Origin of the sequence: Gynuella sp. (assembly GCF_050297175.1) — a bacterium.
Taxonomy (GTDB): Bacteria; Pseudomonadota; Gammaproteobacteria; order Pseudomonadales; family Natronospirillaceae; genus Gynuella.
Genome location: NZ_JBNKSF010000006.1, coordinates 87,951 through 110,172 on the forward strand (window position 1 = coordinate 87,951; position 22,222 = coordinate 110,172).

Annotated in this window: 21 protein-coding genes; 8 read left to right on the plus strand and 13 right to left on the minus strand. The window is 44.9% G+C overall.

Going from position 1 to position 22,222, the window contains the following annotated elements:
- Window positions 1-76 precede the first annotated feature (76 nt).
- A complete protein-coding gene (locus ACQY6I_RS00705; RefSeq protein WP_428239546.1) occupies window positions 77-493 on the plus strand; it encodes a hypothetical protein in 417 nt (138 codons plus the stop codon).
- Between the two features lie 336 nt (window positions 494-829).
- Window positions 830-1,519 carry an alpha/beta hydrolase family protein gene (locus ACQY6I_RS00710; protein WP_428239547.1) on the plus strand — a complete coding sequence of 230 codons (690 nt, stop codon included), beginning with the start codon at window positions 830-832 and terminating at the stop codon, window positions 1,517-1,519.
- Between the two features lie 93 nt (window positions 1,520-1,612).
- On the opposite strand, the gene ACQY6I_RS00715 is transcribed toward ACQY6I_RS00710, so the two are convergent.
- Window positions 1,613-2,410 carry an NAD(P)H-binding protein gene (locus ACQY6I_RS00715; protein WP_428239548.1) on the minus strand — a complete coding sequence of 266 codons (798 nt, stop codon included), beginning with the start codon at window positions 2,408-2,410 and terminating at the stop codon, window positions 1,613-1,615.
- 148 nt (window positions 2,411-2,558) lie between these two features.
- Here ACQY6I_RS00715 and ACQY6I_RS00720 point away from each other — a divergent pair, with 148 nt between their 5' ends.
- The 4 genes from ACQY6I_RS00720 to ACQY6I_RS00735 all read left to right on the plus strand — a co-directional run bounded on the left by ACQY6I_RS00720 (window position 2,559) and on the right by ACQY6I_RS00735 (window position 5,968).
- Window positions 2,559-2,891, plus strand: a complete 333-nt coding sequence (locus ACQY6I_RS00720) for a winged helix-turn-helix transcriptional regulator (protein WP_428239611.1) — start codon at window positions 2,559-2,561, stop codon at window positions 2,889-2,891.
- A gap of 123 nt (window positions 2,892-3,014) precedes the next feature.
- Window positions 3,015-3,746, plus strand: coding sequence for a phosphotransferase family protein (locus ACQY6I_RS00725; RefSeq protein ID WP_428239549.1), 732 nt, complete (start codon window positions 3,015-3,017; stop codon window positions 3,744-3,746).
- Window positions 3,747-4,411: 665 nt separating this feature from the next.
- Window positions 4,412-5,245 (plus strand): SGNH/GDSL hydrolase family protein, encoded by an 834-nt coding sequence (locus tag ACQY6I_RS00730; RefSeq protein ID WP_428239550.1) that lies wholly within the window; start codon window positions 4,412-4,414, stop codon window positions 5,243-5,245.
- Window positions 5,246-5,536: 291 nt separating this feature from the next.
- Window positions 5,537-5,968 (plus strand): 3TM-type holin, encoded by a 432-nt coding sequence (locus tag ACQY6I_RS00735; protein WP_428239551.1) that lies wholly within the window; start codon window positions 5,537-5,539, stop codon window positions 5,966-5,968.
- A 267-nt stretch (window positions 5,969-6,235) separates the two neighbouring features.
- Here ACQY6I_RS00735 and hflC read toward each other — a convergent pair whose 3' ends face one another.
- Together hflC and hflK are read right to left on the minus strand one after the other, a co-directional pair.
- A complete protein-coding gene (hflC, locus tag ACQY6I_RS00740) occupies window positions 6,236-7,228 on the minus strand; it encodes a protease modulator HflC (RefSeq protein ID WP_428239552.1) in 993 nt (330 codons plus the stop codon).
- Window positions 7,225-8,283: an FtsH protease activity modulator HflK gene (gene hflK / locus ACQY6I_RS00745; protein WP_428239553.1), complete on the minus strand. Its 1,059-nt coding sequence runs from the start codon at window positions 8,281-8,283 to the stop codon at window positions 7,225-7,227. The genes hflC and hflK overlap by 4 nt, the downstream gene beginning before the upstream one ends.
- 639 nt (window positions 8,284-8,922) lie before the next feature.
- Between hflK and ACQY6I_RS00750 the strand changes: the two genes are divergently transcribed.
- Window positions 8,923-11,919, plus strand: a complete 2,997-nt coding sequence (locus ACQY6I_RS00750) for an EAL domain-containing protein (RefSeq protein WP_428239554.1) — start codon at window positions 8,923-8,925, stop codon at window positions 11,917-11,919.
- Between the two features lie 187 nt (window positions 11,920-12,106).
- Here the strand turns inward: ACQY6I_RS00750 and ACQY6I_RS00755 are convergent, their stop codons facing one another.
- The 5 genes from ACQY6I_RS00755 to ACQY6I_RS00775 all read right to left on the minus strand — a co-directional run bounded on the left by ACQY6I_RS00755 (window position 12,107) and on the right by ACQY6I_RS00775 (window position 16,172).
- The gene (locus ACQY6I_RS00755) at window positions 12,107-12,502 is read right to left on the minus strand and encodes a hypothetical protein (RefSeq protein ID WP_428239555.1); all 396 of its coding nucleotides are present in this window, start codon (window positions 12,500-12,502) and stop codon (window positions 12,107-12,109) included.
- Window positions 12,503-12,505: 3 nt separating this feature from the next.
- Window positions 12,506-13,021: a DUF2589 domain-containing protein gene (locus ACQY6I_RS00760; RefSeq protein ID WP_428239556.1), complete on the minus strand. Its 516-nt coding sequence runs from the start codon at window positions 13,019-13,021 to the stop codon at window positions 12,506-12,508.
- Window positions 13,022-13,041: 20 nt separating this feature from the next.
- Window positions 13,042-13,641, minus strand: a complete 600-nt coding sequence (locus ACQY6I_RS00765) for a DUF2589 domain-containing protein (protein WP_428239557.1) — start codon at window positions 13,639-13,641, stop codon at window positions 13,042-13,044.
- A 362-nt stretch (window positions 13,642-14,003) separates the two neighbouring features.
- Window positions 14,004-15,083 (minus strand): hypothetical protein, encoded by a 1,080-nt coding sequence (locus ACQY6I_RS00770; RefSeq protein ID WP_428239558.1) that lies wholly within the window; start codon window positions 15,081-15,083, stop codon window positions 14,004-14,006.
- Between the two features lie 9 nt (window positions 15,084-15,092).
- Window positions 15,093-16,172, minus strand: coding sequence for a hypothetical protein (locus tag ACQY6I_RS00775; protein ID WP_428239559.1), 1,080 nt, complete (start codon window positions 16,170-16,172; stop codon window positions 15,093-15,095).
- Between the two features lie 738 nt (window positions 16,173-16,910).
- Between ACQY6I_RS00775 and ACQY6I_RS00780 the strand changes: the two genes are divergently transcribed.
- Window positions 16,911-18,812 (plus strand): family 43 glycosylhydrolase, encoded by a 1,902-nt coding sequence (locus ACQY6I_RS00780; protein WP_428239560.1) that lies wholly within the window; start codon window positions 16,911-16,913, stop codon window positions 18,810-18,812.
- Between the two features lie 109 nt (window positions 18,813-18,921).
- On the opposite strand, the gene ACQY6I_RS00785 is transcribed toward ACQY6I_RS00780, so the two are convergent.
- The 5 genes from ACQY6I_RS00785 to ACQY6I_RS00805 form a co-directional block, all read right to left on the minus strand.
- Window positions 18,922-19,215 carry a hypothetical protein gene (locus ACQY6I_RS00785; protein ID WP_428239561.1) on the minus strand — a complete coding sequence of 98 codons (294 nt, stop codon included), beginning with the start codon at window positions 19,213-19,215 and terminating at the stop codon, window positions 18,922-18,924.
- A 325-nt stretch (window positions 19,216-19,540) separates the two neighbouring features.
- Window positions 19,541-19,765, minus strand: coding sequence for a DUF350 domain-containing protein (locus tag ACQY6I_RS00790; protein WP_428239562.1), 225 nt, complete (start codon window positions 19,763-19,765; stop codon window positions 19,541-19,543).
- The gene (locus ACQY6I_RS00795; protein WP_428239612.1) at window positions 19,765-20,355 is read right to left on the minus strand and encodes a transglycosylase SLT domain-containing protein; all 591 of its coding nucleotides are present in this window, start codon (window positions 20,353-20,355) and stop codon (window positions 19,765-19,767) included. Before ACQY6I_RS00795 ends, ACQY6I_RS00790 begins: the two co-directional genes overlap by 1 nt.
- A gap of 215 nt (window positions 20,356-20,570) precedes the next feature.
- Window positions 20,571-21,137: a glutathione peroxidase gene (locus ACQY6I_RS00800; RefSeq protein WP_428239563.1), complete on the minus strand. Its 567-nt coding sequence runs from the start codon at window positions 21,135-21,137 to the stop codon at window positions 20,571-20,573.
- 124 nt (window positions 21,138-21,261) lie between these two features.
- Window positions 21,262-21,999 (minus strand): SDR family oxidoreductase, encoded by a 738-nt coding sequence (locus tag ACQY6I_RS00805; RefSeq protein WP_428239564.1) that lies wholly within the window; start codon window positions 21,997-21,999, stop codon window positions 21,262-21,264.
- Between the last annotated feature and the right edge of the window lie 223 nt (window positions 22,000-22,222).

Below are 22,222 nucleotides of genomic sequence, written 5' to 3' on the forward strand. Positions count from 1 at the left end.
CAAAATATATAAACATGGTCGTTTCCGCGCAAGACATACTATTCCTGGTCAGTTCACTAACGAGGAAAACTATGTCATGAATATACAACAGCTATTGTCAAGCAACGACGAAATCGAACAACGTACTCTGTTGGAGAACATGCTAAATAGCTTGTTTGCGGGTAAAACTCCGGTGGAAGAGCTGTTCAGCTCGGCTTATCAGCAGTGTAGCGATGGAAAGACTCTCGACTTTGCCGGTTTTAATGATCATTTATGCCACCTCCGTGGGCATGTAAACACAGTAGAGTTTAAGGTTGTCGATGTGTGCTTATGTGAAGACCGGCTGGCTGAACGTCATATTGCGACTGTCAGTCATAAGGATGGACAACTATCCAAAATTGAGGTCTATGTCTTTATGCGCTTACGAGAAAACAAAATTATCTCACTGGACGAAGTTAGTCGGGTGATCGTTGGTGCGGAACAAGATGGAGAGCTGGCAAGTGCTACAAGCTAGGAAACCCAGAACAATCGGACCGAATGTACACGGCATCATATCGTTGGACAAAACCCCAAAACATCATAAGCACACAAAGCCTGTGTGCGGTATAAGGATGCTGTAAGCAAAGTCAGGCGGCGCCCAAAGCGTGTGCCTGCTTTGGGCGTGGTAGCTAAGGAGCGTCGTAAATCTTATTCTAGGTTTGATATTAGCAGAGATGCTAAATGAAAAAGGACCGGCCAGGAAATATGGAAGAGCCCAGACAAGAATATTACGAAGACAAGTCAGGCGCTCAACGCCTTTTATACAGGTGTTATCCATATCAGAAGTAAAATTACACAAGAGAGGGTTTTGGTGAAAATACTGACACTGCAAGATAGCACACAACCGTTTGATGTCTCCGTTCGTGAAAGTACTGGAGCATCCATCGTAGTGATTTTTGCGGTAGGGGCGGGTGGTAATCCTGAGCGACACCATACGCTACTGGATGCATTGGCCGAGTCAGGCTGTACGGTTGTAGCACCTTATTTTGAGCGGCTCGCCACGACGACTCCCACCCAAGTCGAGTTGACCCTGCGAGCAAGACGCTTGTCTCTTGCGCTTGATGCTTTCTCCCAAGCTGGTGCAACCGTGGCGGGGGTGGGACATTCTATTGGTGCAACCACTCTCGTCGCGCTGGGTGGAGGACAAATTTGGTTGGGGCCTGGTCAGCCTGTCGAAATCACGGCAGATAAGCGGATAATGCGTCTGGGGTTGCTCGCGCCGGCAACCGGATTCTTTCAGGCTCCGGGTGCACTTGCTAAGGTACGTATCCCGGTTCTTGCCTGGGTAGGTTCCAAAGACCAAATCACACCTCCCGCCCAAACCCAATGGTTGGCTGACACCATGCGTGACTGGCAGACTGTGGATGTTCGCATCACTAACGGCGCGGATCATTTTTCATTCATGGACCAACGGCCACCACAATCAGTCGAGGTGTTGGCTAACAAGCAGGCATTTCTTCAGGAGCATTCAAGTGAACTTTGTACATTCGTGACGAGTTAATGACTCTGTGAGCCTCAGGGGAGGCCTGGCAAGTACTACCGATCACTATTTGCTCCAGCTGACACAAAACCGCTTCGCCCTAAGCCAAGGATGTTATGTTCGTTGCTCTGCGGACGAACAGGCAACCATCAGTGCGTCCTTAGGCCTGGGTACCAGAGTCATCAGATCACTTGTGCCAGTTTCCAGAAAGCCTGACATTGCTGACGCATAGATTGACATTAACATGGGGGGTTGAAATGGAAGTAGCTGCAAGTGATCAAGCATGGTTCTCTCTGCAGCAAAATTGGTCGGCTCATAAGGAATACCAATACGTTGCGCCAGGTCTGGTATTGAAAAGGGCTTAACCCCCGACAGTTCGTAGCAGGTATTCACGTGTGCTGTCACGTCCCTCAGGACTGTAATTGCAGCATCGGCGAGATCCTCGCGAGCCACTGCGGAAATTCCTGCAGATCCAAACGGTGCCGTTATCTGGCCTTCACGTGGGGCGGCTAAGGTTCCAATAAGCTCCGCATATAGGCCATTACGTAGAATTGTCCATGCCATACCACTTTCTCGGAGTTTCTGTTCCGTCCAACGATGAGCCAGAGCAAATCCAAGATGATCGCCGGTATAAGAAAGACTGGTATAGATTATATGTTTTACACCCTGTGCACGGGCAGCTGCGATAACGTTACCGTGTCGTTTAATAACCACGTCATCCTCGGCATATCCGGCAGACGTAAGAAACAATGTATCAACATCTGCGAAGTTTAGAGTTTCCGGCTGGTCAAAATCTATCCGGCGATCAGACCCAGATGCGCGGCTGGCTGTGATAATTGGCAATCCAATCTCTCGTGCCTTCTGTGTAACAAGTGAGGATAAGTGGCCTGAGGCCCCGGTGATGAGAATCATAGCGTTTCCTTATATTCATGGTTTTCTCTATATTATGGAAATTCCATTTATTGCATAAGAAGGCACAATTTTGTCTGATACATACATTAATGTTCGTACTGAAACACCTTTATCGCCTTGCGGTTCTGATGAGCATGAGGATTGCGGGTTGCGTCTTATCCTTGACCGGCTTGGTGAGCGATGGACTGTGACGACACTGGCGGAACTATCTAATGGTCCGAAGCGTTATCGGGAAATTGAAAGGGCGCTAGTCGGTATATCGCAGAGGATGATGACTTTGACGTTACGGAGACTGGAGCGTGATGGCTATGTTTTGCGCCATGTAGAACCCACGGTTCCTCCCAGCGTAACCTATGAGCTTTCAGATCTCGGATATTCTTTCTCAACTCAAGTTGCATTGCTTGTAACGTGGAGCAGAGAACATAAGTCTAAACTCGAGCTGGCGCGCTCTACTTTTGATAGCAAACATGACCAGTCGTAACGTCGAAGATTATACGTTGCGTTACTTTCACAAAAAATGGCTTTGGTATTACTGCACCGGTTTTAACCCAGGAGGCATATGAGGAGAAACAATTTGCAAAGAATGGGTTCAGCTAGAGTGTCAATGGAACTATTTGAAGGAAATAATTGCGTACTCAAGCAAGGCGCATCTGAAGTCGAGATTGGCTTTTACCAGTCGGCTGCGAGGCTTCTAACTGGGGTTAATACTCCAAAGTTGTTCAACGTGGATGGCTGTGATTTGTGCATCGAGCATATTCCAAACGGCATTACGCTGAAGGATTTGCAATCTAATCCTCAAACATTTAAGCAATTAGCAAACCTCCATAACTTTCAATATACACCAGTTTTTCCGGTTAAAGTTCACAAATGGGAGACTGCAGCGACAGAACAAGCTTTAAAAATATTGGCGCTATCAAGTGAAGCGAATGCCACAATAGAATCAATTCAATCCATATCAGAATGCCTATTTGAACCATTGTGTTTAATTTCAGGTGATACCAATGATGGAAATTGGGGCACTCGGTTAAATGGTGAGCTTGTTTTATTTGATTGGGAGCGCTTTGGCTATGGAAGTCCTGCTATAGATTTGGCTCCATTAGTCAATGGTTTAGGCTCTGTAACTGATTATGACTCTATGATAGGCCGCTATATGCAACATCGCGCCTCGTTACCGGAAGCTGAGTTATTGAGGCATGTGATCATCGCGAAATGTTGGATAATTATAGAGGTCGTGAACATCCTAATTAACCGTGACAATCCTGAGGCCGGAAAGTACTTAAATTGGTATCGTGACAATGTTCCGCAGTGGCTAGGCTCTGTGAAAAGTGTGCTCTAAGCATTTAAGAGCGATCCCAAACGTCTGCTATTTTTGCGCGGGACGTTGTTAGCCCTCGTCTCACACCCTCATTTACGCCCGTAAATTTCGGTGCTGCGAGTGGTGTTTCCTCGCCTGCATCAAAACTATTCCTATTTTTCAGAAGCCCTTAGTACGCCTGTTATATGCTCATCAGGTCTGGCACTCACGGGAATGGAGTCGGCTCTGAGCAACATGATCACAATGTTGTTAGCAGCATCAATTGTTCAGAGCATTCTCTTCTCAATATTTATACCGTTATCTTGAGTGTTGTAGTCTTATGCGTCCTCGTCAATCAGTGCTAGAAAAATAAATATCTCCGAACATATGCTGGGTTCACTTATGCCGATCAGTAGTTTTTAAAACAAAAAGTACTATTGTGTAAATTTGATAAATTCGTTAGAACTTTGTTCGATAGATGGTATCTATTAATTCGGCTATTAAAGAGAACAAAACGATCTCTTTAATAGTCGCCCAATAAAGTCTGGCCATGTCGCGTGAAATATCTCGAAGTGTCAGAAGTCGCATTGCCTACGCCAATGGTGTGTTCTGACACTTTGATGCGTCTCTGTATCACACTATTAACTGACATATTTAATTGCCAGGTTAATAGAATGCCCACAACAATAACTTAGGAGAGGTTCAATATGCGTACTTGTATATACTTTATGTTGTTGCTCGTTTTTTCCAGTATGGCTAATAGTTATCCTTATCCAGATCATAAACCTATTTTGGTAATTGGTGGTTCTCTGGGGAATGGAGTAACACCGTTCAATGATGGATTAACCTCGCCCTTGCTGGGTGCTTCTGTAGGCCAGGGTAGTTATTTGTCGGTCGGTGATGCTCTGATTCGCAGCCCTTTATACAATGGTTATGTTATTAATCAAGCTGAAGCAGGGGGTACTACATTTGCTCGACCAAGTTGTCGTTATGCTTTTTACGGTAATGCTTGTGGAGAGGGAATGTTCAATAGTTATTCCACTCAACTACAGCGTGCTATAGCAAGAGTGAGCTCTTTATCTGATGGTGTCATTAATGCTGACTTTGTTGTTATAACACCGCCTAATGATTGTCTTCACTCTGATGCCCAGGGAGTTCCTGAATTACAGGCCGTTTATTGTACTGAAGCTGACTGGGAGGCTCTGGCAGATAGGCTGATTGCGGTGGGTCAGGAAGCGCTGGCCATTGGGCTTAAGCCGGTGTATCTGACTTACCCCGAAGAATCAGGCGTTGATTTGGAATTGTTTGCCAGTAGTTCTGGATTGATATGGGCCATCTCATCAGCTGATTACATTAGAATGCGCGAGACAGTACACAGTCGTATTGCCCATGATTTACCCGCTGCTTTAATTTCCAATGGTTGGGGAGACTTTCATCATATCGGTGATGGCATTCATCCGGATGTCCGTTCCTCACGTTTGGCTGCCAGGCAGATACTGGTGGATATTGGTTACATTCCATTTGGTGGTGCGCAGTGGTGAGTTGAAAACAAGGTTACAAGGGACAATGACAGGATTTGACCGATTCAGTCATTGTCATCATCTGGTGCTATGAAGAAAGGTCCGGAGATAAATATCATCAGACAAGATTAAAGAGTTCTCTTTTATTGCAACACTCATTTCAGGTCGGGCAAGTACGGTAGCATGCTAAAAGTCCGTCTATTTTTTCACACATCAATCCATCGCGCGTCTCTTAACTGATCTGAACATTTTAAGACTTTGCTGTTTGGCAGCGGTTTTAGACGTGTGTTGTGAGTGACCGGAGGAATGATGATGAACTGGTTTAAGAGATTGCTGGGAGGTGCGAATAAGGCTTCTCCGATACAGGCAATTGGTAATTTATTTGATGAGTTATTTACCAGTGATGAAGAACGCCAAGCAGCTGAAATTGTGCTCAAACGGCTGGCTTTGGAACCAGGAAAATTACAGGCACAGATCAATATGGTTGAAGCTTCCAGCCGGTCACTATGGGTTGCCGGTTGGCGTCCCTTTATTGGTTGGGTATGTGGTATTTCATTGGCCTCCTATTTTATTCCCAAGTTTATCGTGGCCACCGTGGTTTGGGTGATTACCATTCAGGCCAGTGGCTGGTTGACAATTCCGGCTTACCCTGTGGATTCCGGCAGGCTGATGGAGTTGGTGTTGGGAATGCTGGGTCTTGGAGCTTTGCGGACAGTCGAAAAGGGAATGGGGAAGACCAAGTAATGGGGTGAACTACCCAGTCAATATGTTCTTTGGGTAGTTGAAACAAATGACCTTGTTTATCATCTTTTATACTTTTCTTTAATAGAAAAATTTTTACCGTTAGTTTTTCTAAGAAGCCTCAGAAAAATCGGAATAGTTTTGATGCAGGCGAGAAAGCAGCACTTGCAACACCGCAATTTACGGGCGTAAACGAGGATGTGAGATGGGGGCTAACAACGTCCCGCGCGAAAATAGACCATTTTTTAGAGGTTCCCTAGTCTGATGTCGTCAGGGGATGTTTGCAGGAGCATGGTTAATGGATTGAATACCATTCAAGAACTTAAACAAATCACTGTCAGTGGATAAAACCAGGGTTGTGTTTTCAGAAATGATTGTCAGATAAGACTGCATGGTTCGAGTAAACTCATAGAGGTTTACTGATTGAGAGCTTTGGTTATAAGCTTGCGCGTAAATTTCTGCTGCATTTGCATCTGCCAGCCCGCGAATTTCTTCTACTTGCTGATATGCCTCTGATTGGATTCTATTGAGCTCTCGCACTCGGTCACCACGAATCCTGGCAGCTTCACCATTACCTTCTGATAAAAAACGCTCGGCAATTTGCCGGCGTTCACTGATCATGCGTTCATATATTTTAGGTCGGACACTTTCGTTATAGTTGATTCGCTTGAAACGAATATCAAGCAGTTCAATACCAAACACTTTGACCTTCTCAGCGGCTGCCGCAAAAATCTCTTGCTCCACCAGCTTTCGTCCCTTTTGTATAGGGACTAATAATCCTACTTCCTGATTGTCGGAATCGGTGTGGCTTAAGATCACTTCTTGTAAAGGTTCCCGGTCTTTGGTGGTACGAATAATTTCGATAAGTTCATGTTTTGCGACAGCGTTACGGGTTTCACTCCCCAGAATGTCGTCAAGCCTTGATTGAGCACTGCGTTCATCTCGCAATCTTAAAAAATATTGCAGTGGATCGGTGATGCGCCAACGGGCAAATAAATCAACAGAAATATAGAGTTTATCTTTGGTGGGCATGTCTGAAGGGTCTCCATCCCATTCCAAAACACGTTTGTCTATCCCATTGACAACCTGGATAAAGGGCATTTTTATATTGAGACCTGCATTCACGACAGGTTTACCCACGGGTTTTCCAAATTGAGTGATAATGACTTGCTCGACTTCACTGACGGTATAAAGTGCGTTATTGAGGAGAAAGCCAATGAGCAACAATATTCCCATCACTAAGGTGGTACTTATTTTCTTCATAGATTTTCTCCTGTCTTGCCATTGAGGTTAAGCAGGGGAAGAATGTTATTCGCTTGTTCATCGATTATGATTTTCGACTTAATTTTTGGCAAAACTGCCTGCATGGTTTCGATATAAATTCTTCGCTCAGTAACTTCTGGTGCTTTAATATATTCCGCATATAGAGCGTTAAATCGAGCAGCATCACCTTTGGCTTCGTTGATCCGTTTTAATCGATAACCATCAGCTTCGCGAATTCGCTGATCTTTTTCACCGAGTGCCAGAGGGATAACTTTGTTGTAGTCCCGGCGCGCTTCATTAATCAGTTTTTCTTTTTCCTGTTGTGCCTGGTTTACTTCATTAAATGATTCTTGAACCGGTTTTGGCGGGTTTATATTTTTTAGTTGAACCTGATCGATGCTAATGCCCATCGCATACTTGGTTGATAGTTCCTGCATTTTGGTTAATGCTTCGGATTCTATCTCCTGACGCCCGACTGTAATCACTTCATCGACAGTACGATCATCCACAACTTCACGCATGACGGACTCAGATACATATCTCAGTGTTTCGCTTGGTTCTCTTACTTCGAACAGGTACTTAACGGGGTCTGAAATCCGGTATTGCACAACCCATTCGACCAACGCCGCATTAAGATCACCCGTAACCATCTGTGTTTCACGGTTATGATCATATGCTCGAGATGTCTGGTAAGGATCAGTAGCACCAGGTGTGGAGAAGCCAAATTCCTGCTTGAGTTGTCGTTTAACCGGAACAACGGTTGCCGAATCGATGCCCAGCGGAAATTTAAAATGCAGGCCGGGTGGCACATCATGAACGTGTTTACCAAAACGTTGTACTACCGCGACGGAATCACTGGGAACTGTATACATGGTTGTCCATACTAAAAGACCCAAAAAAAATATCGTAAAGATGATAAAAAATTTAGAGGGGCTTCCACCTGGAAGAAGCTTTTTGAAATGATCGATATTTTGGCCTAGGACTTGGTTTAGATCAGGAGGGGAGTTATTTCCACTACCCCAAGGGTTCTTGGGAGGGTCGTTATTTTTGGGCATGATACCAGCCTTTTTTATAAGCGAAAAAATATTCGCCCATATGAGCCCAGTATGGGCGTACATTATGACAATAACAATAGCTATTCATCCGACGATCACTTATATCGAACTGATCGTGAAATGGGAGGATGCACGTAGATGTCAAATCACTACACCGGCTGACCACCCATGAAAACCTCGTACAAACAAAGAATTTCGAATAACCCTGTTTGATTCTGAGAAGTTTCAATCACAACTGGTCTCATAGAATCGCTCTGATTGACCAGTGAATATTCATTCGAAAATTAGTAATGCTGCTGGATGAGTGTAACTGTCTGTCAGCATATTCCACGACATGGTGGAACTGAGAGAATATCTCCTTGGTCTTCAGTTACTTAATTGCCAGGTTTTCTAATGCTTAGGTATGAGGCATTTTTGGCCCATGGTCGTTTTCTGTTGTGTAAACAATCAATGATTACCTGCTACAAGCCGAAATAGAATTTCGATCGTAGATGCTCTGGGGATCTAGCTGCCATATCCGATATGGGCGAAACTGAAAAGATCTTCTAGTCTTAATTGATATGATTCAACGAACTCATTGTTGGCTTAAACCTGTTTGGTGGTTAGCTAATTTCCCCGTTATCAAAGGAAGTGCGTCATATGGATTGCAAGATCATCATTCGTATTTTGGAACAAAACTCAATGCATCCGTTTATTTTGATGCTGACATTATTTTCGATCCTTGCCTGTTCCCTGGCGTCTGCGCAGACATCAGAAGGTAGTGATACATTGGACTTGACTGCAGCGGAGCGGCATTGGCTGGACTCTCATTCTAGTATTAAGCTGGCCTATGATGGATTCAATCCACCCTATAGTTTTATAAACAGTAACGGTCAGTTGGAAGGTTTTTCGGTTGATCTGCTTAGGGTAATCAGTGAGAAGGCCGGTATTCGTTTTCAGGTTTATCCTGAATACAAGTCAGAGCAAATATATCAGTTGGCTCAGAGTGGCCAGGTGGATATGGTGGCCACTATGGACGCACATAGTGATACGCTGAAAGGCTTTACCTTAACCAATCCGTATATATTTAAATCGTTGGTCGTCGTTAGCAGGTCTGACGATACGACTGTTCATCAGCGCAGTGATATTGCCGGCAAGAAAGTTGTCCTGGCCAGGCATGAGCAAGATAGAAAGAACATCCTCACAGAATTTCCTTCCATCACACTTTACCAGGTCAATACCGTTCCAGATGCTTTGAATGCTGTATCTTCGGGTGATGCCGACGTCGCCATCGTGCCTTTGGGAGCCGCACATTATTATCGTAATAAAAATGTGTTGACCAATTTGAAATACGCGGCGGTCTACGAAAAACATCTGCTCAATGAAAGCATCGCTGTCAGAACAGACTGGCCGGAACTGAAATCCATTCTGGATAAGGGGTTGGCGTCAATTTCCGCAACTAAAATGCAGAAGCTCCGGAGCAAATGGTTGCCTGTCGGATATATGGAAAATTTGTTTGAAATCAATCTGACTAAGGCGGAGGAGCAGTGGATTAATGATCATCCGGTTATACGCTTGGGCATTGATCCGGAATTCGCGCCGTTTGAATATTTCGAGGGTGGCCTATATCAGGGAATGGCATCGGATTATGTCGAATTACTCAACCAGCGCTTACACCTGAATATGGTGGTGGTCGAAGATCTTGAGTGGCAGGAAGTGATGACAGGCGCCAGGGAAGGGCGGATCGATGTTTTGCCAGCCGTGGGGAAGACAGATGAACGAATGCAGTTTCTACTGTTTACTGATCCTTACCTAAACTTTCATCGTGTTATTGTCACGCGGGATGATGCACCATTTGTGTCTGGTCTTTATGACCTTAGAACGTTGAAAGTTGCCTTGCAGGCGAATACGTCCCACCACGGTTATATTCTCGAAAACTCCGATATGGACCCGATGCTATTTGATACATTGCAGGCATCGTTGATGGCAGTATCGGGTGGAAAGGCAGATGCGTTTGTAGGAAATGTGGCGTCTACAACTTATTGGATCCGAAAGCTGAATCTGACTAACTTAAAAATTGCCGCTCCAGTTTCTTCGGATGTTCAAAGTCTTCATTTTGCAGTGCGTAAAGACTGGCCGGAACTGGTGTCGATTTTGCAAAAAGGTTTGGACAGTGTCAGTGATCAGCAGCGTCAACAGATATCAGAGAAATGGTTGTCCTTTGACTATGAGGCCACTATCGATTATACGTTAGTCTGGCAGGTAGTGGCCGCATTTACTATTATCGTTATTATTATCCTGCTGTGGAATATATTGCTAAACCGGACTGTTCGGCTGCGGACTTCTCAACTGGAATATACCGCCAACTATGATCAGCTGACGGCTCTGCCAAATCGCTTTCTTATCCTGGACAGATTGACTCAACGCATTGCAGATGCACGTCATAAGCATCGAAAACTTGCCGTCATATCTATTGATTTGGATGATTTCAAAAAAATTAATGATGCACTTGGCCATCACGCTGGCGATGAAATACTTAAAGAATTTGCCATACGCCTGAAAAGTGTATTGCCAGATAACCAATATGCTGGTCGTCTGGGAGCAGACCAGTTTCTGGTGGTACAAAGTTCGATCCATGAAGCTGCTGACTCAGCAGCGCTGGCAGAGAGAATAATTGCCAATACAAGCAAACAGTTTGAGACATCTTCTGAAGAAATCTCCCTCACTGCCAGTTTAGGAATTGCACTATTCCCAAATGATGGTGTGTCTACTGAAGTGCTGTTGAAACATGCTGATACGGCAACCCACCATGCCAAAGAACACATGCGGGGACGATATGCTTTTTATACTGAAAATCTGAATCGGAGCGTGTCGCGAAAGCTGGAGTTAGAGCGATATATTCATGGTGCCTTAAAGCGCAATGAACTGGAGGTTTACTACCAGCCTAAAGTGAATGCCCGTAATCGCCGTATCGTCAGTTTTGAAGCACTGGTACGCTGGTGTAATAACGAATTGGGTATGGTGTCACCAGCGGAGTTTGTGCCTATTGCAGAGAAAAACGGCATGATTGAAAACATAGGCTTTTTTGTACTGGAAGAGGCTATGGCCATGTTGGCACATTGGCAGTCACACTATGATTCTGAGCTGTCCGTGGCGATCAATTTATCACCGGTACAGTTTCGGTCTGATGATCTCATCCAGGTGATTGAATCGGTGATGTTGAATAACAATTTGGACAGTAGGCATATTGAATTCGAAATTACGGAAGGGGTTTTACTGACTGATTATCAGGATATCGAAGAAAAATTGAGGAAGCTGAAAGCCTTGGGTATTACATTGGCCATGGATGATTTCGGTACCGGATACTCCTCTCTGAGTTATCTGCGTAAGTACAAATTTGACACACTTAAGATCGATCGGGAGTTTATCTCTGATTTGGCCACTGAAGAAGCCGATAGAAAATTGGTGGCAGCAACGATTGCCATGGCACACGAACTGGGAATGACGGTGGTCGCTGAAGGGGTGGAAACAGAACAGCAAAATGCTGTGCTGGTGCAACAGGGATGTGATTTGTTGCAGGGATGGTTGTTTAGCAAAGCGCTTCCCGCCGCCAAGATGACCGAGCTTTTGAAGCAGCAATGCAACTCTGCCTCATGAAACAGGTGACATAACTTCTAAAAAAGACGGGTGAAGTTGTTCTTAGGGAGCCTCTGAAAAATAGGAATAGTTTTGATGCCGGCGAGGATGCACCACTCGCAACACCGAAATTTACGGGTGTAAATGAGGATGTGAGACTGAGGTTGACAATGTCCTGCGCGAAAGTAGGCCATTTTTCAGAGGGGCCTTAGGTTTCTTGTGAATAAACAAAGAGTTCTTTCCAGCCGATACTCTCGTTAAAGATGGACTGATTTTGTTTGTTCTTTAGTGTTGCTGAAACGGACCATCCTGATGAATGACGATTACCCTCCAGGTGGATCGTATCTTTATTGTGAAACAGTATTGTTAGTAAAGGAGGAGGTGTCATTTTTGTTTTCATGATCAGTTTAATTCCAACCCGACCCAGTAACAGAACAATCCAGCGTCTGACATACCAGATTCTGAACGTCAGTCCGATGTGCTGACAAACCATATTATGCTGTACCATCGGATCGCAATGCCGGTATTGAAGATATTCGATATCCCGCAGCAGACTTTGTAAGAGAACGCTCCAAAACAAGCGTTCTCTGGTTGAAGAATCCATCAGTTACTTAGCCGAAATGGCATCAATGGCAGCATCAATGATGGTTTGCATACCCTTGGATGGACTGCCTTTAGAAGCAGTGACTGTGATGTTCAGTTTACCCCTCTCGCTGTTTGACGTCGTCGCCTTATGGGTGGTGTTATAGCCGGCTTCGAGTTTGATATCCACGAATTTCGACAGAAAGCCTGCAGAACTGGCTGAACCGGAGAGTGTCCCGGTCTTTTCATCCGAAACTTCTTGAATCGAAGATACTTCGAAAGTGAATTCATTGGTCAGTTGATCAATGGAAAAAAAAGGAATGTCGACCAATGCAATGGTGGGTACAGTAACGGCAATATTCTGTTTTGTACCATCTTGGTCTTCCTTGGCGAAATTAAAGGTTTGATTGCCTTGTTTGATAAAATCACCAAGCAATTTAAGATTCGCTTGGGAAAGTTCGACATGAGCCTGTGCAGCTGCATGTAGAGGTTCGCTGATTAGTTTTACCAGCGGCAGATCATTCAGTGCTTGAGTCGCCATCTGTCGTCTCCTGTTGTTTATTAATCATTGTCTACGTCAGTAGCCATGCCAAAATCGCTGGCGGTTGCAATAAATTTTTTGAGTTCTGCTGGTAAATCCCCTTTGCCAACTTTAAGACGAATATCGATCTTTGCGCCATTGGCCGATTCCTCACCGATGGAGCCTAGCAGGTCGACAGGATTGTCCACCACATACCAAGGGCGATTGGTTTCGTGGTATTTTTCGTCCTTTCTGATAGCTTTTGCTTTCTGGCCGGAGTCACTGAATTGTTTCTGGATATGATATTCATTCGCCAGTGTCATGGAAAACTGTACTTCCGCTTCTTCTATCACCAGAGGGTTCAGTGGCAGTGCCGCCAGTACCGGAATACTCACTTTATATTTCTTAAGGTTTCCCTCAGCATCGTATTTTTCCTGAACATAATCGAACCGGTACATGGTATCTGTATTTTCTGACAGATCTGCCATGTTACCCTTGTCATCGATTGCTTTGTGACCAAAACCCATCTGGAAAATCAGATTCAGGAAAGAACGTGAAGCATGCACCTGTGCCTGGAGTATTGAATTGATTGGTGCGAGTACCGCCTGACTAAGTGTAAGACGGCTTTTATCATTAGCCATAGCAAATTTCCCTGATATATCCAAAACTGAATTAGCTGTTTGATTTGGGCGGCAAAATACCTTTTTTGTGGAGACCCAAAAGTGCTGAAAGACCAGCTTTTATTGTTATGCTTTGAGTGTAAGTTATTTCTGATATTTGTAAAATTTATTTATAACAAGCAGCAATATGAATGCCATTTAACTGTTATTTTTATCATTAATTAGTATGGTAATTGACGGGATTTTTTTGAGTCGTTGGCTGTGTTTAGAAGATATTTAACAGGGCAGTGTGATTAATCGCGGGTTAGTATGGGCTTAGCCAGTCTAAGCCCTGAGAAATTAAAGTATTTCGTGGAATATCGCCAGATGTATCGTGGTAACACTCAAGAGAATGGCTTCATAAATTTATCCGCCTGTTTTTGCCATTTCTGTATCTTATTTGTTTCTGCTTCAAATGCTTTGAGTATATCGACCGTGATGAAGACACTGACTTGCCCCGATCGGTCTATCAATCCCAAGGAGTAGGCGTTATTAAAATGAAACATGGCTCCATGGCCAACATCCCTGGAACTCGCTTTATCAGAATACACAGAAATGATCGAAAGCCCACAGGGTATATTAGTGAAGCCAAAGTTACAGCCACGCCAGCGATTAACTCCCAGCCATTCCACGGACAGTGCCGCTTTGAGTTGTTCTCCATCGGCAGCCTGATCTGCATATTCCATCACAACACCTGGGTGAGCCAAAAAATACTGTGTATCTGGCGCTTTCTGAAAGGTCTGACTGACCAGCATTTTTCGGTTCATTTGCGCCGTTAACATACGGTCTAACATGGTTTGCGAACGAGCTTCATTAAAAAACTGAGCCCAGTCTTCATTATATTCAAGTGCGAGTTCAGCCATTTTTTGCGGTGTTACCCGTTCTTTTTCCTGTTTATACGCAGAGACCGCTTTTGCCCAGGTGTCAAGGTACAGTTGACAGCTACTTTGACCTTCAGCATTGCACTGAAGCAGACTGTTACACAGGGTGTCGAATTGGCTGCTGTTTATTTTTATGCGCTTCGATGTTTTACCAATCAGTATCAACTGATCAGGTGCATCGAAATCATCTGCGATACTGAATTTAATATCCGGAAGGGTTGTCAGATTTTGCTGACTTGCTTCATCGTTAGGGAACTCGGCCAGCAATGCGCTGCTGAGTGCTACAAAGGAGTTGTTGTAATTTGACGGAAACGTAATATCCAATTGTCTGGCAGACTCCATCACTGCCGTTTTCCAGTCTGTATATTCTGCGGAGTTGATAACAGAGGCATCTGTTTTTTTCTGGGTAAGCCTATGTCCGAGCAAGGTGCTGTATTGGGTTATCTTGGGTGCCCAGTAATCCTTTGCCGTAGGCAGGCAATTTTCAGCCTGTCCATAGAAAGTCAAAAGAGTGAAACAAAAAACAAAAAAAACCGGTCTCATGGTGATTTCCTAAGGCTTCATAGATGATTTGAGTGAGGTGATGTATTCCTGATATTCCTTCACCATTTTCAAGAACGTTTTGAAGTCACTGACAGACCCGATACTGTTGACATACGTTGCTATTTTTTTGGATTCATCGGCCAGATTTCGAACACTTGCATGCGCTTTCATAACCTCGTCTCTGGATGGATTAAAACTGCCTGCAGGCATGACTCTTTTTAAAAACCGATAGGAAACCAAAGGGTCGGTCAAGTATCCAGTCAGGTCATGTGGGTCGAGGGACTCACCGATGTTGTGGGTAATCAGCTTATGATAATAACTTTCGTAATCATCAGGATGTATCCAGGCTTCGTTCGGTTGTGGGTCAAAGTGCAAAAAACGTGTGAACGGATCAAGCTCATGATGAATATTGTAATAATGCAGTGTACAGCTATCGGTTCCGGTTCCAGGTTTGACGACTGTATCTTTTGGGTCTGGAGAAGTGCGTATGGGATTAAGTCTGTGCATCAGGCGGCTGACATTAGCAAACATCCATAGACTGTCCAGTTTATGCGTAATGGTATCCAGTTTGAAAGAATGGCCATTTTGATCAGTGATACCGCCAGTATAGGCTTTGTGCAGAGTGTCGATGATGGCGCTGGTACTCAGAGAGTGACCAATGACATGAAAAGACGCGCTGCCTTTGGTCGCCATATGGGTACATATTTCACTCAATATCCTGAGTCGTACAGATTCACCATGCAAACTGGCATATAGCAATACATCCAGCGCCTGAGTGGTATAGAAATTGTCATCACCAACGTCAGCTTCCAACTCGACGATGTTTTCAATAAACAGGCTGGGAAGGTTGGTCGCAGACTTAAAATAATCACTGACAGGCCTGTTGCTCTGAACGATGCGTTGTCGTTCCTGCTCAAAAATGTCATCGTACACAATGGGCTTTATATCCACGTAGTTCTCAAAATTACGGTTCCGAAACGTCGGATAGCGCTGAAGTGCCGTATTTGCTGCTTTTTCAATGAGCGTTCTCAGGCTTTCGGTCGTATGCTGTCCCATCCCGTGAGCGACTGCCAATATTGAATCAGCCATAATGGTCTCCTTGGTTCGATAATTGACGATGTGCCACGTACTAGCTGGATATTGACTCCAGGCGCTCAGTGGTCATGGTTACTATATATTCGCTGGTTGGCGAGTAAAAGCATTCGCTGAATTTGGAGAGGCTACTGTCTGTGACAGGCGGTGTTGGAGTGGGAGAGTAGGGGCGCTATTAAAGGGATGAGAGATAAAGCGGGTGGTTTTATAACCGATGCCTATTCGTGGGTGTGAAATTTGACGGGTAGGCGGTTCTTTCGATTGGAACGATTTTGACCGTTAAACAGAATCAATGATGTGATTGTAAAATATATTTGTCCATATCTTTAGTGGCTTCCATCCTGTTATTTCACTCTATCATGCTGCACTATTTTTTCCGCATCTGCTTGTGAAACATGCCCAAAAGTGGATGAACGGGTTTACGCTTATGGTGTTTATCGAGATCAGAAGCTCGTACAAAAATAATAAAATGCACAATAAATGACGTAATCTTTCGAAGAGAGGAATCGCTTTATGGTGAAACGTTAAAACATAAAGCATTCACAGTAGTCCAAGTAGTCTGCTGAGGCACTCCGTACTCGCCGGTTGAGGTTTGGATCCCTTTAACTGATCACGTTTTATATTCAATAGTGAATTACCTGAAAACAATATATTCCAGCAACGCTTTTGGAATGAACTGCAAAATCGTTTTAAGCCAATATTCCGTTAACAGACTGGATAAAGACAGGAAAAAACATGAAGCATAAAAAACAAACAACGCTATGGCAGTTAATGATCATCTGCGCCTTAATGGGGCTATTTTCCATGGTGCAGGCCACTACCTTTACTAACACGCTCAATACCCAAAATGGGGCTGATCCATGGATGACATATTACGACGGATATTACTACCTGGCGAGCACTACCTGGACCAGTAAAATCTATATGAAACGCGCCCAAACTGTCGAAGGGTTAAAGACAGCAACGCCGGTTGAAATCTGGGATGGTGCAAAAGACGATCCTTCGCGTTGCTGCAATATGTGGGCGTTTGAATTCCGTTTGTTGGATGGGCCAAACGGTAAGCGCTGGTATTTTCACTACACGGCTGGCGTCTCCGAAAACCTGGATGGTCAACGCATGTATGTATTGGAAAGTTCAGGCCAGGATCCGATGGGGCCTTACACCTATAAAGCCAAGTTAAAAGACTCTAACGACGGATGGGCTATTGATGGTAGCTACCTTACATTAAATGATCGTCTGTACTGGCTGTTTTCGGCCTGGGATGGTGCCTACCAGAAAATCTATATTGCTCCGATGAGTAATCCATGGACCATCAGCGGTAATCGAGTGCTGCTCAGTATGCCGGAATATAACTGGGAAAAGCAGGAAAACAATGTCAACGAAGGGCCGGTCGCGCTGCAACACGATGGCAACACCTTTATCACGTATTCGGCCAGTTTCTGTGACGGCCCAAACTATAAACTCGGATTGCTGACATACAACGGTGGTGATCCATTAAAGACCAGTTCATGGAATAAGAGTCGTGAACCTGTATTCCAGAGATCCGATGAAAACGGTGTTTACGGTCCTGGACACAACGGATTTTTTACCTCACCGGACGGCACTGAGCATTGGATTGTTTATCATGCTCAGTCTGACGTTAACAAAGGCTGTGACAGTAACCGTACAACACGCATACAGAAATTCACATGGAATAAGGATGGTACGCCAAACTTTGGCCTTCCTCTGCCGGTGACCGCACAAATTCAAGTACCTTCCGGGGAGTCAGGTGACCAAGGTTTTGTGGGTAGCCGTTTTGAATCTTATAACTATCCAAACTATTTCATCAGGCATTACGACCTTCGCGCTAAAGTAGAAGGGAACATTGCCCTGTTTGCAGATTCTCAATGGGTCATGAAACCGGGACTGGCTGATAGCAATGGAGTGTCGTTTGAGTCCGTCAACTTCCCTGGACGTTACTTGCGTCACGATGGCTATGAACTGGTATTGTCTGAAAATGATAACTCCAGACAGTTTGCCAGCGATGCCACCTTTTATCAGCGTATAGGGCTGGCTGATGCGTCACTCAGTTCATTTGAGTCCTATAATTTACCTGGGTACTTCATACGCCATCAGGACTTCCTCTTAAATCTCACAAAAATCAGCTCTGCTACGGATCAAGCTGACGCCACTTTCCGAATTACCGGTGACAATGCCAGTGGTATTTTAAAAGACGGTGTTTACTACATCAAAAACAACAACAGCGGAAAATGTCTGCGTACACTGAATGGTTCCAATACCAATGGCGCAGGTATTGTGCAGTACACCTGCGGACAGAATAAATATGAACAATGGCAGGTTACTTCAATTGGGCTACGTCAATATCACATCACACAAGTATCCAGTGGTAAATTAGCGGATATCACCGGAGGTTCGACACAAACCGGTGTGACCAACATCATCTGGCCATACAATGGTGGTGACAATCAGAAATGGCAGATTCTGGATCAGGGCGATGGCTATTACCATATCCGTAACGTCCACAGTAACCTGCTGCTGGATATCCAGAGCCATTCGCTGGAAAATAACGCCCAGAATATTCAATGGAGTGCAAATGGTGGGTTCAATCAGGATTGGGAGTTTATCCCGGTAGACTAATAAGCAGGTGATCATCCTGTTTTATCAAGTTTTCTCTCGTATTCATTCGGGTACGGGAGAAACTTATCCGAATAAAAATTTTGCAGCCTCGGTTCATTTGTTACCTTTATTATTTTTCAAATTTTGCTAATGATATCAGCAGAGAAAATGTTATCCAGATGAAGGGAGTGGATATTCCGAGAGCACCCCACGCCTGAAACATGAGCAAGTCAAAAAAACGATCATAACTTATTTCCAGTGTTGGTTTGAAACGCTTTAAGTACAAATATCTGTCGCCATCCACGGCCAGGATTACGCTGCTAATGTCTTGGTTAAAAAATAAACTAAACGCAACGGGTATTAGGAAAACAACCACCAGAAATAGTTTTATATTTGGTAGCACTACTTTTTCCACGACATCCATTTGGCTCCTGAGTATCACAATAGTACTGAAAAAAATAAACACGGATAAATGCAATATTGCCGGCATCCAAAGGTAGTTTTCTATGTGATCAGGTCTGACAGATTCCAGATAAAAGACAAACGCGGCAAGCATTGCGGGCACAATCAGTAGTAACCAGGCCAGTGTTTTTGATATCCCTCTTAAGGTTTTTAGGCTAATGGTAATTTCCATATATAAAAAGCGAGTTCCAGGTTATTCAGCGGGTAGGTTTGTGTGCCCAGACAATCGTTTCAACGCCGTTGGCTAAGCAGGCCATCATCAGGCCTGACTCAACATACAAAAAGCGTCAGTTCAATCCCATGCCGATGACGAGTCCAACTGCAATTCCGACACCGATAATCATAGCGGCCACAACAGTGCCAACGGCTTGATTGCCTTTTGCCAGTTCATCGTGGGTATTGAAGGGAGTCAGTCTGTCGAACAGTTTATAACCAGCGGCCATGAACAACAGGGTAATGGTGCAGCCGACGATGGCGTAAACAAAATTGATGATGGCAATTGACCAATCCATTATTGAATGTCCTCTTTAATGGTGAAAATTTTCTCGACGTAGTTCAGTGTTTCTTTGGAATGCTTTCCGGTGACGGTCGGCAGGGCCTGGTACATGGATTGCCAGATACGTGGATTCAGTCCGGCTTCAATGGCTTTGCGCTGGGCTTTTAACAGGTTTTTGCGGCCAGCGTTATAAGAGCCGTACATAAATTTCAGGCGTTCTTCCAGCGTACGCCCTTTTTTCCAGAATTTAAAATGCTGTTGGTTGTACCAGATACCCGCGGCGATATTCCATTTGGGTTCTGTCGCCAGGCCCTGAATAAACTGGTTTTTGGTTTTTATTTCTTCATAGGTTCTGGGCATGATCTGCATGATTCCCTGGGCCCCTACATAAGATTTGGCCTCAGGGTTGAGGTTGCTCTCTGCGACAGCCTGAGCTTTAAAATAATGCCAGTCAAAGGCCGGACCAAAAAAGCGTTTGGTGTATTTACGAAAATAGTCATCGTAATCATTGTGGGCTTTGTATTTGCTGTACGCACCGGCCTGAGCCAGCGTGGCAGATACCAGGCAGACGCATATGGTTATCCGTAACAAACAACGCTTCATCACTCTAAACAAACTTCCATCCTATTTACGGGAGGGCAAATGTACTGTCTGAATGGGGTGGTATCAAGGGAGCAATGGGGCAAATGTGTTCATCGGTGATTGAAAACAGGTGTAGAGGTGTGGGTTTTTGGCGTGGAGCGGAGAGTAATTATTTTCCAATGCCTGATGATGACTGGGTTACCCCGGTATTTTTGGAGTTACCCAGTCTGGTGCGAGTTTCAGTTGCTTAACAGGTTGGTGATGTCTTTATCACTCGGGATGACTTTGCTTGGGTTGGCACTGACCACATGTCCATCGCGGCTGATCAAGTATTTATAGAAATTCCATTCCGGCGCCTGACTCTGCCGGGCCACTTCTTTGAACAAAGGGTGAGCCTCATCTCCGGTTACTGGCACCGTTGACAGCATGGTGAACGAGACGCCGAAGTTCTTGTAGCAGATTTCAGCTGCTTTGCCTTCGTCCTCATCTTCCTGGTCAAAAGAATCCGATGACACGCCGATCACCACCAGACCCTGATCTTTATATTTTTGATGTATGGCTTCCAGGTCTTCAAATTGCCCGGTAAAGCCACAATGGCTTGCAGTATTCACCAGCATGACCGGATGGCCTGCAGAGACTTCACATAGATCCAGGATCTGTGAACTGTGCAGCTTACGCATCTGCTGTTGAAAGATGGCTGGACACTGGCTGTTCTGACCAGGGCTTGCAACACCACTGGCCGCCAGGACATATGTTGGAGCTATCAGGACTGTGACAATGGTCAATATCCGCATAAACATCTTCATTTTGGATTCCTCCATGTTAATTGCGTCCATGCTAGCGGATGTGCTGATCAATAAACATCCGCTGAAAGTTTGACTCTTTTGCTTGGTTATGAGGACTGGCCGACACGGGCCTGAATACTGATGGTCAGATGATACCGCCATTGGCGCGGAGCACTTGCCCGTTTACCCAGCTACTGTCCGGCCCACACAGAAACGCGACAACAGATGCGATATCCTGCGGTGTGCCGAGCCGCTCGAGGGGACTCATGTGTGCCATCCGATCAATCAGTTCTGCCGATTTGCCCTCCATGAAAAGATCGGTTGCCGTTGGACCTGGCGCCACCGCATTAACGGTGATATCACGGCCACGCATTTCTTTGGCCATAATGGCTGTTAACGTTTCGACTGCCGATTTGGTCGCGGCGTATACGCCGTAGTTCTCCAGTTTCAGACCGACAACGGAAGTGGACAGATTAACAACGCGGCCTCCCTGACGTAGCCTGTTCGAAGCCTCTTTCAGAGTATGAATTGTCCCTTTTAGGTTTATGTCGATTTGACGGTCGATTTGTTGATTATCCACGTCTGATAACGGTGCGAGAGCCATAACTCCGGCATTATTGATCAATGCATCGATACCACCAAAGGCTGTTTCTGCTGCATCAAACATCCTGGTGACAGCGGCAGGGTCTGCAACATCCGCTTGATGAATGATGGCCTGGCCTCCGGATGATTCTATTGCCTGTGCCACGCTTTGAGCAGCTTCGGCATTACCAGCATAGTTCACCATAACGGAAAACCCGTCCTGGGCCAGACGCCTGGCGATTGCAGCACCGATGCCCCGTGATGCTCCGGTGACAATGGCAACTCTTTTGAGTTCTGACATATTAGCTCCTGTTCATTGAACAATGGTCGTTTGAAGACGATCAGCACAATAACATTTCGTGGTTTTCGTATAATCGCTGATTATTTGTGTTCAGAATTCAAAAATCTCGAACAATGTATGAGCACAATCGATGCTTGTGCGTGTTGATCGATATAGCGAAAGAAGCGGAGCCTGTTATTCTGGTCGTGACTGTGTTCGGGAAATTATCTGGATATCGACTTGT